Source organism: Terriglobia bacterium, assembly GCA_020072815.1.
Taxonomy (GTDB): Bacteria; Acidobacteriota; Terriglobia; order Terriglobales; family Acidobacteriaceae; genus Angelobacter.
Genome location: JAIQGE010000001.1, coordinates 503,109 through 518,861 on the forward strand (window position 1 = coordinate 503,109; position 15,753 = coordinate 518,861).

A 15,753-nucleotide genomic window follows, 5' to 3' on the forward strand; every position below is an offset into this window, starting at 1 on the left:
GTCCGGCACGGCCATGCGGCCAATCCATCCCACTGCGTCGCGAACGACAAATTCTTGTGCTGGGCCAGAAAATTCCCAAACGCTTGGGTTATTCAATAAAAATGGCAGATGATCCGAAAGTACGTTTTAACTGGGTTCGAAGCAGTCATTTCCGCGTCATTCATGCTGATGGAGCTTATGGCGGTATAACTCCATACGGGAATGTGTTTTTTTCGCTGTACAGTGATCACCCCGCGTTGCCAGTGTCGACCGTCCATTCGCTTACAGACGAAGGAGCTCTAGGACCGGAGCTTTCAGGAGAGAAGAAGCTCCAAGACGGAGTAGAGCGCGAATTAGAAGTAAGCGTGGTAATGACCTTGGATACCGCAAGAGCTTTGCAGCGATGGCTGGATGAGCGAGTGAAGGTTCTTGAAGCTCTGCAACCGAGCGTTGCCCAGCAGGTTGATAAGTCTCAAGAAAGTGAAGTGAAGAAATGAGTGCGCACTGCATCCCGAGCGCTCCGTCGTCTACAAAGAGGCGCGTCATATTTGCATACCCTGAGTTGGTGGACAGGTTTGCCAGGGATTTGCTGGTAATTCGAGCCTATGAGCCGGGAGAACCTGTTCTCGATCAGTTCACTGTGATCCGCGTTGCCGATTCGATCGGCGATGCGATCCCGAATGCCGCGCAACAGGAAATGGAAATTGAGCCTTACTGGGGAGAAGTCCACGTTACTTGGGGAAATAGACGTATCGGGAAACGAGTGAAGGCTATTTTCGCTCCAGGCGGGCGTACCTTCTCCGTTTATCACGAGGAAGATCGTGATGGACAAGTGCAGTGCGACATGATTCGCAGTGCCACGGGCGATCAGCTTAGACAATGGGTTGAATGGGTGTATGTATAGCCTCAAATGTGCGATCAAGACTTTGAGAATAGGGGCGATCTAGTTCCCGAAGAGACCGTCTTATTTAGAGGCTGCAGTAGTTCCAATTTCCTTTCCAAGCCCAATCGCGACAGCGTGCGAGATCGGGCATTCCTTAAAGACGGAGCGCGTCACCCCGACGGAATGTCTTTGGGGTTCACGATGATCGATTCTGTTAGAGACCTAAGGGAAAACCATGGAGCCGTGAGCATTCTTGTCAGGGATATCTACACAGCTGCTGCAAGCGTAGGCATTGCTGTGGAGGTTCGGTATGACCTTTCTGACCGAGAGCATCACGCTCGCATCCATAACATGCCATGCAAGAACAGGGCGCAAGAAGAACGCGATGCACTGAACTTTGCTGAACAGCTCGCGAAGCGAGCCCAAGTCGCGTCTCCTAACCCGATTGTCATTGCGCAAGAGCAGCCATGAGCCTGCGCGCTATTCGACTGCGATCCGAGTGCCTACGATGCTCGCCTCGGCGACGTACCGGGCTACCATCGGCGAGTCCCTGGCGGGACTCAAGCAGCGTGAGCCTGACCTAAGCATGTTTATGGCGCCCGGCTGTCCGCTGTCCGGAAACGAACACCTCCACAACACCCTCTTGTCAAGATGTACTACTTCGTACTGTATTCGTTACTGAAATTGCGCTAGGATGAAGCTGCGCCAAGGTGCGCAGGGTCTTTGACAATCAGCAGCTAGCAATTAGCAACTGGCAAATAGCCAAGGCAAACCAGACTTTGACGGAGCGGCTTCGACTGGGCGGTTACCGTTCGGTGACCGGCCGATGACCGACCGGTGACCGGCCGGTGACCGGCCGGTCGAATGTGTTTGGGCCTTTGTTTGCAACACATCCTGGCGAAAGGGGGGTGGCCAAGGAGATTGCCAGAATCGCCGCAATTGCCAAAGATTGGCGATTTGAATTCTCTGCTCCGTGCTTCCGTGGTGAGATTCGATTGGGATGGATCGCCCTAAAGGGTGGCTATCACGAAGCAGGCGTTCCCTCGCTCCGCTTCGGGATAAAGAAACAAACTATTCCTTCACCGCTATCCCCAAGGTCTTCATCTTCCTATAGAGATGGCTGCGCTCCAGGCCCAGCACCTCCGCCGTGCGGCTGACGTTTCCGTGGTTTTCGTCCAGCTTCTTTAGGATGTAGTCGCGCTCGTAGGCGGCGCGCGCCTGATGCAGCGTGGAAAACCCCGCGCTCGTCCGGCTGCCTTCGCGATGCATCAGCGGCGGCAAATGCTTGCGTTCGATCTTGTGCACGGTGGGGTTCATGATGACCAGGCGCTCAATCACGTTGCGCAGTTCGCGCACGTTGCCCGGCCAGGAGTAGCGTTCCAGCACGTCCAGCGCATCGGCGGTGATTTCGCGCGGGCGGCGGCTGTACGCGGCGGAAAATTCTTTGAGGAAGTGCCGCGCCAGCAGCGCGATGTCTTCTTTGCGCTCGCGCAGCGGCGGCACGTAAAACGGAATCACGTTCAGGCGGTAGAACAGGTCTTCGCGAAAGTTGCCTTTGGAGATTTCCTCTTCCAGGTCTTTGTTGGTCGCGGCGATCACCCGCACGTCCACTTTGATCGGCTCGTCGTCGCCCACGCGGGTGAACTTGCCTTCGTCCAGCGCGTGCAGCACCTTGGACTGCGTCTTCAGGCTCATGTCGCCGATTTCATCCAAAAACAGCGTCCCGTCGCTGGCTTTTTCGAACTTGCCTTCTTTGTCGCCGGCCGCGCCGGGCAAAGCGCCTTTGCGATGGCCAAACAGCTCGCTTTCAATCCAGTCTTCCGGGATGGCCGCGCAGTTCACTTCGACGAACAGATTGTCTTTGCGCAGGCTCTGCGCGTGAATGGCGTGCGCCACCAAATCTTTCCCAGTGCCCGATTCCCCGAAGATCAGCACCCGGCCGTTCGTCGGCGCCATGATGGTGATCTGCTGGCGCAAGGCTTTCATCGGGATGCTTTCCCCGGCGATCACGCTCTTGGCCTGCACCTGGCGCTTGAGTTCGGAGTTTTCGCGGCGCAGGCGGTGCGCATCCAGCGCGTTCTTGATCACGATGAGCGTTTTGTCCAGCGATAGTGGTTTTTCCAGGAAGTCAAAAGCGCCCAGCTTGGTGGCGCGCACGGCGGTTTCAATGGTGCCGTGGCCGGAAATCATTACTACTTCCGGCGCGTCTTCCGCCGGAAGCTGGCGAATGCGCTCCAGGGTGTCCAGGCCGTCCACTCCGGGCAGCCATATATCCAGCAGGACAACTTCGCACGGGCGCTTCTTGAGTTCTTCCAGGCAGGCTTCGCCGCTTTCGGCCTGCAGGACTTTGTAGCCTTCATCTTCCAGAATGCCCTTGAGAGATTCGCGGATATCGCGTTCGTCGTCGACCACCAGAATGCTATGCATTCCGGGCCTCCGCCAGCGTCACTTCGCCGGCCAAAGGAAGTTCAACGATGAACTTGGCGCCCGCCGGTTTGTTCTCCTCTACGCGAACGTTGCCGCGATGGTCTTCCACAATGCGCCGCACAATCGCCAGGCCCAGGCCGGTCCCGCGCTTCTTGGTGGAAAAATAAGGCAGGAAAAGTTTCTCTTTCATGTCGCGGTTAATGCCGTGGCCGGTATCGGCAATCATCACTTCCAGCGCGTCATGGTCTTCCAGCAAAGTTGTGGTGATATGAATTTCCCGCACCAGCGAGTCCTTCATGGCTTCCGCGGCGTTATCAATCAGGTTGGCCAGCGCGCGCTTGATGGCGTCCGGATCGGCCATGGCCAGGGGCAGGCCGGAGTCCAGCTGCTTCTCCACGCGGATGCCGTCCAGCCGGCCGTTGAACATGGCCAGGGTGCTCTCGACAATTTCATTGATGTCCGACGGCCGCGGCTGGGCTGCGGGAAAACGCGCCAGCGACGAAAATTCATCCACCAGCGCTCGCACCGTCTGTACCGCTTCGGTGATGGTCTCCGCGCAACCGTTGATCACCGCCAGCGACGCCTCTTCCGGCTTGGCGCCGCGCTCCAGGTGGCGGCGGATGCGCTCCGCGGACAGCGCAATCGGCGTGAGCGGGTTCTTGATTTCGTGGGCGACGCGGCGCGCCACCTCGCGCCACGCGGCTTCTTTCTGCGCCTTGAGCAGTTCGCTGAAATCTTCAAACACGATCACGTAGCCCAGCCGCTGCTTCCCGTGCTGCACCGACGACACGGTCACGCTGGCGTTGATCTTGTCTTTGTCCACCGGAATCTCAAACTGGGCGGCGGTCACCGTCATGCGGTCAGCCCGTCGCAAAAGGTGCTCCAGATCAGAAGCCACGTCCGGCGGGAAGATATGCTGCAGGCTGGAACCCACCAGGGGCGCGCCGCCCTGCGGCTGGAACATGCGTTGGAAGGCCATGTTGCTGTGGGTGACGCGCTGCTCCGGCCCCAGCGAGAGCACGCCGGTGGGAATGCTCTCCAAAATGGTTTCAATATGGCGGCGGCGCTGGTCCAGTTCGGTGTTGGTTGCCGTCAAGGCGCGCGCCGAGTCGTCAATCTTTTTGCGGCTGGATTCCAGCTCCGCGGCCATGCGGTTGAAAGACGCCACCAGTTCGCCCAGTTCGTCCGCCGCGGAGACCTCCACGCGATGTTCCAGATGGCCGAGCGAAATTTCGCGGGTGGCTTCCGCCAGGGCTTCCACCGGCCGCGTAACCAGCCGGGCCACGAACAGTGACGTCCAAGTGGCGACAAACAGCACGAGCACCGTCAGCAGGGTGAGCAGGAGCATCCACAACCCGCGAATCCGCTTGCTCTCGCGGCTCAGGGCAAGATAGTTCTTCTGGTTCTGGTTGATCTGCTCCAGCGTAGGCGAGAAATTCGGAGGCAACGGCAGCCCCACCATGATGCTGCCTTTGTCGCCGGCCGCCGCCATGGCCAGGATGTATTCCCTGTCGTGGTAATTCCACTTTTGCCAACCGCCTTCCACCTGCGCCAAAACCGGCAGGTCACGCTGCAGCGTAGGCCAGGGCCGGGGAAGGTTGACGCTGGCCACCGCCGTGCCGTCCGCTATGGCCAGGGCAAATCCTCCCTGCAGCGTGGGCTGGTGGCGGCGAAACTCATGCAGCACGCCGGTGTAGTTGGCGGTCTCAAACGCATGCTGCACGTCAGCCGACTGCGCGATCTCCACCGCCTCCTGGTGCGCGTTGTCGCCGGCGTAATCGGCCAGCAGCTTGGCCACGCGTCCGGAGTCCTGCTGCAGTTCGTTCACCGGGGTGGAGAACCATTTGTCAATGGAGCGGTTCATCAGCCCGTAAGAGAACATGAACATCACCAGCGCCGGAGCAAACGACAGCGCCAGCGCTCCCAGCACCATGCGCGTGCGAAAATGCGAGCCCAGCACTCCCAGCCGCCGCTCCGCGTAAAGTTTGACCAGGTTACGGAACAGGACAAATGTGAGCACCACCAGCAGCAGGAAAACCAGGGCGGAGAGCGCCAGCAGCACCAGCGTTTGCTGCGCTGAATCCGGCTCCAGTTGTTTGAGGTTGAAGGCTTGCTGGGAGAAAACCAATCCAAAAAGCACGACGATGCCCAGCGCCAGCGGGATGAGCACGATGCGCCGCAGTGAAACTGGGCGCGAAGTCTTGGGCGAATCTGGATTGGGTGCGGCCACTTCTGTCTTAACTCACGCCGGGCGCGCGGGCGGTCCGGAGGTGAGCACTGGCCCAATTATAAGGCCCGCTTCCATTTGCAGGCTTGCATTCTAGCTGGAGCCGTCAACGATAAGGAGTGATGCAAATTTATTCGTGTTTTTGACGGCAATCTTACGGCTGACGATTCATTTTCAGCGAAAGCCCTGCAATGTAGGGCTCGCTGGAAAGTCCTGCCGGAATGCGCGATTTGCCTGGTGCACCATCAACCTGCAGAAAGCGCGACTCCTGAGGTTTGTCCTGGTTAAACCGGACCACAATCCGCCTGCCGATCCACGCCCTGCCGGCTTCACTGGCTTCTCCGCTGTCGGCACGCCGTCGGCTGCCGGCCAGTTCTGCGCGCGCGCGATTCCTCTTAGCTGCGCGCCTTTGCGCCAAACATAAAGCAGGCGGAATGCCGCTCCCACAAGGACCAAACACACAGCTACGTAGAGATAAATCAACAATTGAGGCATATCCTGATTCCCGCAAAGAGAGGATACCTCGAAACTCCAATTACAAACTGTTAATATGCGCGAGCCTGTCTCGAAGTCGCTCTCCCGGAGAAGACCATGCTCAAGGCAAGACTTCTGGTAACTCTTTTCACCGCCCTCGTTATCGCGAGCCCCGCCCTACCTGGCTCTGCCCAAAACAAAGACAAACAGCCGTTCGACGTGATCATCCGCAACGGCCACATCATTGATGGCACGGGTTCGCCGTGGTACTCCGGCGACCTGGGCATTCGCGACGGAAGAATCGCGACCATCGGCACCCTGGCGTCCGCCGCGTCCACGCGGACCATTGACGCTCGCGGCATGGTCGTGGCTCCGGGGTTCATTGACATGCTGGGGCAGTCTGAACTGACCATCCTGGTAAATCCCCAGCTTCCTTCCAAGATTTTTCAGGGCATCACCACCGAGTTCACCGGAGAAGGCGGTTCGGCCGCGCCGTTGAATGACGCCATCATCAAGGCCGACCAGGTGACCTATGACCATCTCAAGATCACGCCCGACTGGCGGACCTTCCGCCAGTACTTTGCCCGCCTGGAAAAACAAGGCATGGGCATCAACCTGGGCAGCTATGTTGGCGTCACGCAGGTACGAAGGATGGTCCTGGGCGATGACAATCGTGCGCCCAGTCCGGCGGAGCTGGAACGGATGAAAGCCCTGGTGCGCGACGCCATGCGCGACGGCGCCGTGGGCGTTTCCACTTCACTGCAATACGCGCCAGCGCCCTACGCCACCACCGAGGAACTGATCGCCCTGGCTGCTGAGGCCGCAAAGTTCGGCGGCGTCTATGCCACGCACATGCGCAGTGAAGGCGATGCCATCACCGCTGCTCTCGATGAAGCCATCCGCATTGGCCGTGAAGCAAAAATCCCGGTCGAGATCTGGCATCTCAAGGCCGCCGGCAAACCCAATTGGGGACGCATGCCGGAAATCGTCGCTCACATTGAAAAGGCACGCGAGTCCGGCGTGGACATCAGCGCCAACACCTACGCTTATCCCGCGTGGTTCAATTCTTTTTCCGCATTCATCCCGCCCTGGGCGCACGACGGTGGTGACGCCAAGCTGCTGGAGCGTCTTCGCGCCCCGGCCATGCGCGCGCGCATCCGCAAGGACATGGAAACGCCCACCACCGAATGGGACAACGAGTGGCAGGAAATTCCCGGCCCCGAAGCCATCCTGGTCAGCGTCGTACAAAACCCCAAGCTGCTGCCGCTCCAGGGCAAGACCATCGCCCAGATCGCGAAGATGTGGGGCAAGGACCCCATTGATACCATCTTCGACCTGCTGATTGAAGACAAAACATTCACTGAAGTTGCTGTCTTCGGCATGTCCGAACCGGACGTGGCCTTGGCGCTCACCCAGCCCTGGGTTTCCGTGGACAACGATTCACAAGGCACCGCCCCGGACGGCCTGCTGGGACAGGAGCATCCGCACCCCCGCGCCTACGGAACTTTTCCGCGCATCCTGCGCAAGTACGTGCGCGAAGAGAAAAAGTTGCGGCTGGAAGAAGCCATCCGGAAATTTGCCGCGCTGCCCGCGCAGAGGATGCGTCTGACGGACCGCGGCGTTCTCAAGGCCGGAATGTGGGCGGACGTCGTGGTCTTTGATCCGCAAACCATCACTGACCGCGCAACCTTCGAAAGTCCCAATCAGCTTTCTGAAGGAATGCAATACGTCCTGGTGAATGGCGTACTGGTGATTGACGCCGGCAAAGCCACTGGCGCGCGTCCCGGGAAAGTCATGCGCGGACCGGGATACTCAAAGTAGATCGCCCGAAGGGAGTCAGGACTACTCGGTGTCTATCTGCGCGCGCTGCAATTTGTCCGAGTAATCCACGTAGATCGCCTTCCACTGCGTATAGAAGTCAACGGCGCCCAGGCCGCCTTCGCGATGCCCGTTGCCCGTGGATTTCACACCGCCGAACGGCAGATGCACTTCCGCGCCAATCGTCGGCGCGTTCACGTAGGTGATGCCCGCGTTGATGTCGCGCATGGCGCGGAACGCGCGGTTCACGTCCTTGGTGTAGATCGAAGACGAGAGCCCGTAGTTCACCCCGTTGGCAATCTCAATCGCGTTCTCAAAGCTTTCGCACGGGATCACGCTGATGACCGGGCCAAAGATTTCTTCCTGGGCAATGCGCATTTTGCCGTCCACGTCCGTGAAGACCGTGGGCTCAAAGAACCAGCCGTACGCGTGTTCCGGCTTGTTCAGCGCCTTGCCGCCGGCTTCCAGCTTGGCGCCTTCGCCTTTGCCGATCTGGACGTACTTCTCCGTGGTGGCCACCTGCTGCTCGTTGATCTGCGGGCCCACTTCCACCGTTTCATCCAGGCCGTTGCCGACTTTCAGCCTTTGTGCGCGATAGATCAGCCGGTCGGCGAACTGGCGATACACGCCTTTTTGCACGATCACCCGGCTGGCCGCGGTGCATCGCTGGCCGGTGGTGCCGAAGGCGCCCCACAGCACGCCTTCCAGCGCCAGATCAAGGTTGGCGTCGTCTAGCACGATGATGGCGTTCTTGCCGCCCATCTCCAGCGAGCACGGTTTAAAGCCGCGGGCCGCCACTTCGCCAATGGTCCGCCCCACCTCGCTCGATCCGGTAAAGGAAACCGCATTTACTTTTGCATGCTCCACGATGGGCGCGCCGGCGTCCGGTCCGAACCCGGTCACAATGTTGATCACGCCTTTGGGCAGGCCGGCGTCGGTCAGGGCTTTCACCAGATTGAAGGTGGAAAGCGGCGTATCTTCCGCGGGCTTGATCACGCATGTGTTCCCGCAGACCAGCGCCGGCAAAAGTTTCCACGACGGGATGGCCATGGGAAAGTTCCACGGAGCAATCATGCCGCATACGCCCACGGGCACGCGCACGGCCATGGCAAATTTGTTTGGCAGTTCCGAGGGCACGGTGGCGCCGAACAGGCGGCGGCCTTCGCCCGCCATGTAGAAGGCGGTATCCACGGCCTCCTGAACGTCGCCCCGGGTCTCTTTGAGGACTTTGCCCATCTCTCGCGTCATGTCGCGGGCATAATCTTCCTTGCGCTCCAGCAGAATCTGGCCCGCGCGATAGATGATCTCCGCGCGTTTGGGCGCCGGCGTGAGCCGCCACCGGTCAAAGGCCAGCGCAGCGGCGGAAACCGCGTCATCCACGTCGCGTTTGTCCGAACGCTGAAACACCCCGATAACGTCGCGGGTATCGGCGGGATTAAGGTTTTCGTAGGTTTGGCCGCTGCGGGATTCTACCCACTCGCCGCCGATCAGGTTCTTATAGGTTTTTGCCGACATGCGTTACGGATGGCTGCCTTTCCAGAGATCAAACTGGTTATCGTATCAGGATTACGCCGGCCTCAGAAAGAGGCTCACGCGGTGACTGCGTCCGGCAAGCGGTTTCAGCGCTTCGCCCGGTACGCGCAAAGCAATGATAACACTGGCCCTGAAAAAATGAGCGCTACCGCCTCGTCGCACGGGCTTCCGCGTGTAAGCAGAAGTTTTTAAGGAATAATTTAGGAGCGCCCTAAAGGATGAATCGTGGTCTAAAATAGATTGCTATAGTTCCAAAATGGAACCTTAGCTCAGGTCTTCCACGGTTTTTACTCAGAAGTGTATAGCTTTAATTAATATCTAAAGTATTCTTCTGGCGAGACGCCATTTTGTTTTGCGTAGGACCCTCTTTAATGTAAGGAAGGTGGCCATGTCTATTCTTCTGGCCGATGATGACGCCCAACTAGCGAATTTCCTTTCCAGGTCGCTGGAATCTGAAGGTTATTCTGTACACACCGCGCTGGACGAACAGGCGGCCCTGGCCGAGCTCCAGCGGCAAAACTACCAGCTCATCATTTTGGACCTGAATTTTGGCCAGACCGATGGCCTCGAACTGCTGGAGCGCTTGCGCTCAGAAGGCCTGGAAACGCCCGTCATCGTGCTCAGCGCGCGCAACCGCGTTTCTGACCGCATCCAGTCCTTCAACCTCGGGGCTGACGACTACATCACCAAACCGTTTTCTTTCCAGGAATTGGCGGCGCGGACCAGTGCCCTCCTGCGGCGCAAGACTGACCCTTCCCTCAGCGTGTTGCGGGTGGAAAATCTGGACTTGGACCCGGTTACGCACAAAGTACATCGCGGCAAGATGGAAATTAAGCTGACTCCCAAGGAGTTTGACATGCTCCACCTGCTCCTTCGCCGCGCCGGGGAGACCGTACATCGTAGCGAACTTCTCAAGGAATGCTGGGGAGGAGAATCCGGCACGGACAGCAACCTTGTTGACGTTTACGTTAACTACCTGCGCAAGAAGGTTGACTCCGGCAACGAACCCAAGCTGATCTACACGGTGCGCGGAGCGGGATACCGCCTGGGACGGCCGGTGAACGGCGGGGCGGCCGGCCGCACTTTGTACGATTCCGGCCACTCCGCGGCCCATGACCCGAATTTACCGGGAACGTTTGGCGATACAGAAAGCTCGTCTTTGCAGCAAAGTCCGTTGCGCGCCCTGGTGCACTCCGTGTCCCACGATCTGGCACAACCGCTCACCAGCATCCGCTGTTTTCTGGAAGTGCTGGCACTCCGCAAAGGCGCCGTCGCAGACCAGGCCGCGGACATCAGGAACATCGAGCAACAAGCCGACCGCGCCATCGCGCTGGCCAAAGGAATTTCCGGCATGGTGCGGGAATCGCCCCTTCCCACCGGACCCTGGACGCCACTGGATAGCTTGCTCAATGACATCTTTAACGACTTCAGTGTCCTTCTGCATTCAGGATTGCTCAGCCTGGACCGCCAATGGGACAACTCTCTTCAGGTGACCAGCAGCCCGGTGCTGCGCCAGTTCCTGGCCCTTACCATCAGTAAACTGGTCGGCCGCAACACCCGGCCGCTGGTGCTTGCGGTTTCCTCCACCTTCGTGGACGGCCGGTGCCATTTGGACTTCCGCTGGAAACCCAGTGACGGAAAGCCGGAAGCGCTGCAGGACGTCCGCACTATCTTTGCCAAGGAGTTGCCGCACGTGGAAGAAATGGTCTCTTCCATCGGCGGAGTTCTTGCTTTTCAGGAAAATGTCCCGGAGATGACCTTGCGGCTTCCTGCGTTGTTGCAGCCCCATGCCGGGAAGTCTGGCGTCACGCAGTAGGGCGGTTACTCTACTCACCCATTACGGCCACCACCACGCGCTTGGACCGCTGCCCGTCAAACTCCGCATAAAAAACCCGCTGCCACGTGCCCAGCACCAGACGACCCTGGCTGATGGGCAAGATCACTTGGTGATGCACCAGAATCGCCTTCAGGTGTGAGTCGCCGTTGTTTTCGCCGGTGTGGTGGTGCAGGTACTCTTCATGGAACGGCGCCAGCTTTTCCAGCCAGGAGTCAATGTCATGAATCAGCCCAGGTTCATTGTCATTCACATAGACCCCCGCTGTGATGTGCATGGCGGAAACCAGCGCCAGCCCGTTGCTTACCCCGCTGGCTTGCACAATCTTCTCCACCTGCGGCGTGATGTGCACGTACTCGCGATGGTGCCGGGTGTTGAAAGTCAGGTAATCGGCGTGGAATTTCATCCGTGCTTCCCCCATTCCATTTCCGAGGCAGTGTAAATGAGTCGCAGGTCGCCAGGCCTTGCGTTTGACATTATCTTGGTATTTTAGTACATTGGTACATATGACATCGCCACCCAAGCAATTTGTGGAAGTGGAGCGCGCCCAGACCGGCGTGCGCCTGGAGAAGAGGCTGCTCAAGGTCCTGAAGGCCGTGGCCGAACTGAAAGACATGACCCTGGGCGACCTGCTGGAGGGCATCGTGCTTCACGCGTTTGAAGGCAAGGCGCCGTTCTCTCCGGACACCCTCAAGGAAATCGAACAGTTCAAGAAAATCTACGGGCTGACGCTGCGGGCCGCGGACAGCCACCAGCTCAAGGAGCGTCGCAAATGATTCTGTCAACCTTCGCCATCACTTTGGGATTCGTGGCCGCAACGGCCGCGTCCCAGGCCTCCAAGCCCCAGACTTCCGAGTACAAGACGCAGCCGCTGCACGTGCGCAACAGCTTTGACTTCACGGTGAATGCTCCGCAAAACGTGGTGGCGCCGCTCTTCGGCGCGCATCGCGAACGCGCCTGGGCGGAAGGTTGGGACCCGCAGTTTATCTATCCGCAGTCGGCGCCGATAGAAGACAAGCCGGGAGAAGTCTTCACCATCCAGCACGGCGCCCACACCAGCACCTGGGTCAACACCGCACTGGATTTTGAAAACGGCCACATTCAGTACACCTACGTCATTCCCGATGCCATGGCCGTGCTGATTGACATTCGCCTGGCCGCGAGCGGAGCTTCTGCAACGCACGTAGCGGTTACCTACGAGCGCACCGCGCTCTCGCCTGCGCTGAATGACCACGTTCGCCAGCAGGGCGAGTCGGACGCTAAGTCTGGGCCGCACTGGCAAAAGGCGATTGAGGACTATCTAAAGAACCGAGCCGCCACGAAATGACGGCGGGGAACCGCGAAGATCAGTTCAACCTGGCCATCTGGCGGCGCAAGGACAGCGCTGTCTGCTTGATCTCTTCCGCGTCGGAGGCGTCGGGCGACATCTTGCCGTAGTCTTCAAAATCCGCCACCGCGCCGCCCAGATCGTCCAGGTTGTAACGCAAGACGGCGCGCTGCTTCACATCTTCCGGCGAGCGCGGATAGATCACCAGGATCAGGTCCACCACCTGCACGGCGCGCTTCAGGTCGCGCCGCGCCATGTAGATGGTGCGCAGATTGTTGAGCATGCGTGTGAGCATCTGGCGTTTGGTCACACTGTGCAGGAACTCCGGCTGGAGCGCCGCTTGCCCGGCGGTGACGTTCTTGATCCTCTGGCGGCAATCTTCTTCGGTGACGATCAGGCCGCGCTCAAAGGCGTCAATGAGCGTTGCCCGGCCGCTGACGTCGTAGTGCTTAACCAGGAAATGTCCGGGCATGCCCACGCCCAGCAGAGGAAATCCGGCGCGCTGGCCCACTTCCATATAGATGAGCGCCAGCGAAATGGGAATACCCAGGCGGCGGTCCAGTACGTCATTGATGAACGAGTTCAGCGGGCTGTAATAGTCCACGGTATTGCCGCGGAACATTTCTTCCTGGTAGAGCACGCGGTTGAGAGCGGCAATGGACTGCTCCGGATCGCCTGTTACCTGCACCTGGGCCGCTACCCGCTGCGCCAGCTCTTCCACGCGGCGAATGTAAGGCTCGGGCTTGAGTTGCGGATATTCAATGCGGGCAAAGGTCAGCGCCGCCCGCAGCAGGTCAATGCGCTCGTCGTCAATTTCTGCGCGCACCAGCTCAGTGAAAGCCTGCACCACTTCCGGACTGCAACGCGATATCACGTCAAAATCCTTGCAAGCCGCGCCCGGTATTTTCTGCTCGAAGCAGCCGGCGCCCGGCCTCGTTCTTCACCTCAACAGCAATGGCACGCCTTCTCTCGCCAGGCCTCACGGCCCTCTTTGAGAATGATAGGCGTCAGCAGCAGGGCGGCAGCGGGATCGGCCCACGGAATCGCAAACAGCGAATTTAGCGCCAGCCCTCCCAGCGCAATCCAGGACATCCATGCGCACAGCGAGCTTTGCACCGCGTCAGCTGCCAGCGCGGAACTGGCGGTTTCCTGCGCCAGTTTTCTTTTTCGCCGTGCCAGCCAGGGCATCACCACCGCGGCAGCCAGCAGCAGCAAGATTCCCAGATAGCTGGGCGTGGGTTGCGGCCCCAGCCCCAGCAAAGACAGGCTTGAGGTGGCGACGATGAAGGCCGCCAGCACGAACAGCAAGAGCGCCGCGATCTTGGCGGCCCGGCGCTCACTCAGCCACGTGCCGGTGAAGCGAAAAAGCACCACCATCGCTGACGCCAGTTCAATCGCGCTGTCGCCGCCGAACCCCAGCAGCGCCACGCTGTGCGCCCGGGCTCCGGCAATCACGGATACCAGCACCTCAACCGACATCCACGCCACGCTGATCCACTGCAGCACGCGGACCGCGGCATACCTCTGCTCCGCAGTCACCACGGGAAGCAGAGTCGGGGTGGTGGGCAACGCCATCAGGCCAATTGTAGCTTGCGTCGCCGAAAACTCATGGCGGAAATGCCGCCGGCGCCTGCAACGTCATCCGGCGAATGCGGCAGCTGGCAAAGCTCTTACTTCCACAACTTGTGCGGCAGCAAATATGTGAACCCGGCAAAGCCCTGCCAAGTGACGGAGCTGCCAGTTAGTCCGCGGTTGAACCCGGCGTCCACCACCAGGTTCTTGCGGACCGGATACGAGATGCACCACAGGCTCCCCACGGCATTGCCGCGCGTCAGCGGCTGGGTAAAGTGCCAAAGTTCAGTGGCGATGGTGAACTTCTTTAGGGGATGCGAGATGGACACGGTCTGTCCAAACTGGGCCCGACGCACGCGGTCGTCTTTTTGCTCGTTGAACCAGCCGTTGATGTCAAAGTGGAACCCGAACATATCGTTGCTGATGAGCAGCAGCAAACTGTGCTCGGGCGTGCCGATGTCAATATCAGGCGCCGAGCCCGCGTACACATGCTTGAAATAGCTCACAGCGACGGTGGGCTTGGCTTTCTCCCCTGGAAACAGCACCGCTTGAAATCCCGCCAGCACGTCACCGGGATCGAACTGTCTGACCGGCCCCAGTCCGCTGTGCACAAACGGCTCGCTCTGCACCAGAAATTCCAGGCGAGGATGCACCGTCAGCTTGGTGACCTGATTGGCGCCCATCCGGCTGGAGAATCCCGGAAACCCGGTGGCATAGAGCACGCCGTTTTCAAATTGCAGATAGCCCACGGGCGTGAGCGTGGCGGGCGTGGCCACGGTGGGCCGCGCGGGATTCGCCTCCGGAACCTCGTGGGCGACCGTTTCCGATGCGGTTTCCCCGACGGGTTGCGATCTGGTTTGCGACGCGGGTTGCGCGAAACACCCGTCCCCGACGCCCGTAAAGAGGCATAAGCCAATTACCACGCTGCTGGTTTTGAGCGCCGCCACTCTCAAACCCCAACCCAATGTTGAAGATTTCGGCAATCTCGTAGCCCCCCACCCCTTACCCTCGACTAGCATTCTAAAGAGCTTACAGGACTCATCCCAACCCTACCCTTGTGGCGCCGCCGACCTCGGCGGTGGTTTCTTGGTTTCCGATCACGTTGCGATTCCGGCGATCACGTGCGATCTACCCTCCCCCTCTCCGTCCATCCCAATATCTAAAAGGCTTTACGCGACTCATCCCAATTTGGCGTGGGTTTTGAGCGGATTCTGCTGATCTGCCCTCCGTGTTCCTCTGTGCCCTTCTGTGGTTAAAGTTCTCCCTCCTCCTCTTTAAAACGCAAAACGCAACGGAATATTCCGTTGCGCCCAGTTTCATTCTTTGCCCCCTGGCCATGGCCAGAGCAAGGAATCGGAACCTATTTTAGGCGAAACTGGGACGAAAGTAAAGGGCAAAATCGCGGGCGCAACTAACTTTGCGCTTTTGCTGGCTTTTTGTGCGGATCCTGGAGCCTCCTCTGGCCCCCGCTCTATTTGAGCGGGCCCAAGTCAGAACCAATGGCCCTCAGGACAACCACGGCAATCGCTGACAGCACCACCATGGCCACAAAGATAGCGACCACCACCGATGTTGGGCGTGAAACCCCACGACCAGCCACTGCCGGTCCACCGGGTTGATCCGGCGCCAACGACCGGCGCCGGTTTTGAACCAAGGAGCAACGCGAAATATTCATCATG

General features: G+C 59.3%; 14 protein-coding genes. 6 read left to right on the top strand and 8 right to left on the bottom strand.

What is annotated here, in order from left to right:
- Positions 1-56: 56 nt before the first annotated feature.
- Positions 57-476 carry a hypothetical protein gene (locus LAO20_02205; protein MBZ5530219.1) on the top strand — a complete coding sequence of 140 codons (420 nt, stop codon included), beginning with the start codon at positions 57-59 and terminating at the stop codon, positions 474-476.
- Positions 477-544: 68 nt separating this feature from the next.
- The gene (locus LAO20_02210; GenBank protein MBZ5530220.1) at positions 545-883 is read left to right on the top strand and encodes a hypothetical protein; all 339 of its coding nucleotides are present in this window, start codon (positions 545-547) and stop codon (positions 881-883) included.
- A gap of 1,050 nt (positions 884-1,933) precedes the next feature.
- Here LAO20_02210 and LAO20_02215 read toward each other — a convergent pair.
- Together LAO20_02215 and LAO20_02220 are read right to left on the bottom strand one after the other, a co-directional pair.
- The gene (locus LAO20_02215) at positions 1,934-3,289 is read right to left on the bottom strand and encodes a sigma-54 dependent transcriptional regulator (protein MBZ5530221.1); all 1,356 of its coding nucleotides are present in this window, start codon (positions 3,287-3,289) and stop codon (positions 1,934-1,936) included.
- Entirely contained in the window at positions 3,282-5,519 is a 2,238-nt protein-coding gene (locus LAO20_02220; GenBank protein ID MBZ5530222.1) for a HAMP domain-containing protein, read from the bottom strand. Before LAO20_02220 ends, LAO20_02215 begins: the two co-directional genes overlap by 8 nt.
- 588 nt (positions 5,520-6,107) lie before the next feature.
- Here LAO20_02220 and LAO20_02225 point away from each other — a divergent pair.
- Positions 6,108-7,811 (top strand): D-aminoacylase, encoded by a 1,704-nt coding sequence (locus tag LAO20_02225; GenBank protein MBZ5530223.1) that lies wholly within the window; start codon positions 6,108-6,110, stop codon positions 7,809-7,811.
- A 21-nt stretch (positions 7,812-7,832) separates the two neighbouring features.
- Here the strand turns inward: LAO20_02225 and LAO20_02230 are convergent, their stop codons facing one another.
- Entirely contained in the window at positions 7,833-9,323 is a 1,491-nt protein-coding gene (locus tag LAO20_02230) for an aldehyde dehydrogenase family protein (GenBank protein ID MBZ5530224.1), read from the bottom strand.
- A 406-nt stretch (positions 9,324-9,729) separates the two neighbouring features.
- Here LAO20_02230 and LAO20_02235 point away from each other — a divergent pair, with 406 nt between their 5' ends.
- The gene (locus LAO20_02235; protein ID MBZ5530225.1) at positions 9,730-11,157 is read left to right on the top strand and encodes a response regulator; all 1,428 of its coding nucleotides are present in this window, start codon (positions 9,730-9,732) and stop codon (positions 11,155-11,157) included.
- 10 nt (positions 11,158-11,167) lie between these two features.
- Here LAO20_02235 and LAO20_02240 read toward each other — a convergent pair whose 3' ends face one another.
- The gene (locus LAO20_02240) at positions 11,168-11,581 is read right to left on the bottom strand and encodes a secondary thiamine-phosphate synthase enzyme YjbQ (GenBank protein ID MBZ5530226.1); all 414 of its coding nucleotides are present in this window, start codon (positions 11,579-11,581) and stop codon (positions 11,168-11,170) included.
- 100 nt (positions 11,582-11,681) lie between these two features.
- Between LAO20_02240 and LAO20_02245 the strand changes: the two genes are divergently transcribed.
- Positions 11,682-11,951, top strand: coding sequence for a hypothetical protein (locus tag LAO20_02245; protein ID MBZ5530227.1), 270 nt, complete (start codon positions 11,682-11,684; stop codon positions 11,949-11,951).
- Entirely contained in the window at positions 11,948-12,502 is a 555-nt protein-coding gene (locus LAO20_02250; GenBank protein MBZ5530228.1) for a hypothetical protein, read from the top strand. Before LAO20_02245 ends, LAO20_02250 begins: the two co-directional genes overlap by 4 nt.
- Positions 12,503-12,521: 19 nt before the next feature.
- Here the strand turns inward: LAO20_02250 and LAO20_02255 are convergent, their stop codons facing one another.
- From LAO20_02255 to LAO20_02270, 4 genes are all read right to left on the bottom strand, one after another.
- The gene (locus tag LAO20_02255; GenBank protein ID MBZ5530229.1) at positions 12,522-13,376 is read right to left on the bottom strand and encodes a transglutaminase-like domain-containing protein; all 855 of its coding nucleotides are present in this window, start codon (positions 13,374-13,376) and stop codon (positions 12,522-12,524) included.
- A gap of 71 nt (positions 13,377-13,447) precedes the next feature.
- Positions 13,448-14,077 (bottom strand): cation transporter, encoded by a 630-nt coding sequence (locus tag LAO20_02260; protein MBZ5530230.1) that lies wholly within the window; start codon positions 14,075-14,077, stop codon positions 13,448-13,450.
- A 95-nt stretch (positions 14,078-14,172) separates the two neighbouring features.
- Complete coding sequence (locus LAO20_02265; protein ID MBZ5530231.1) at positions 14,173-15,021, bottom strand: hypothetical protein; 849 nt, start codon at positions 15,019-15,021, stop codon at positions 14,173-14,175.
- Positions 15,022-15,545: 524 nt separating this feature from the next.
- Positions 15,546-15,752, bottom strand: coding sequence for a hypothetical protein (locus LAO20_02270; protein ID MBZ5530232.1), 207 nt, complete (start codon positions 15,750-15,752; stop codon positions 15,546-15,548).
- Position 15,753: the final 1 nt, after the last annotated feature.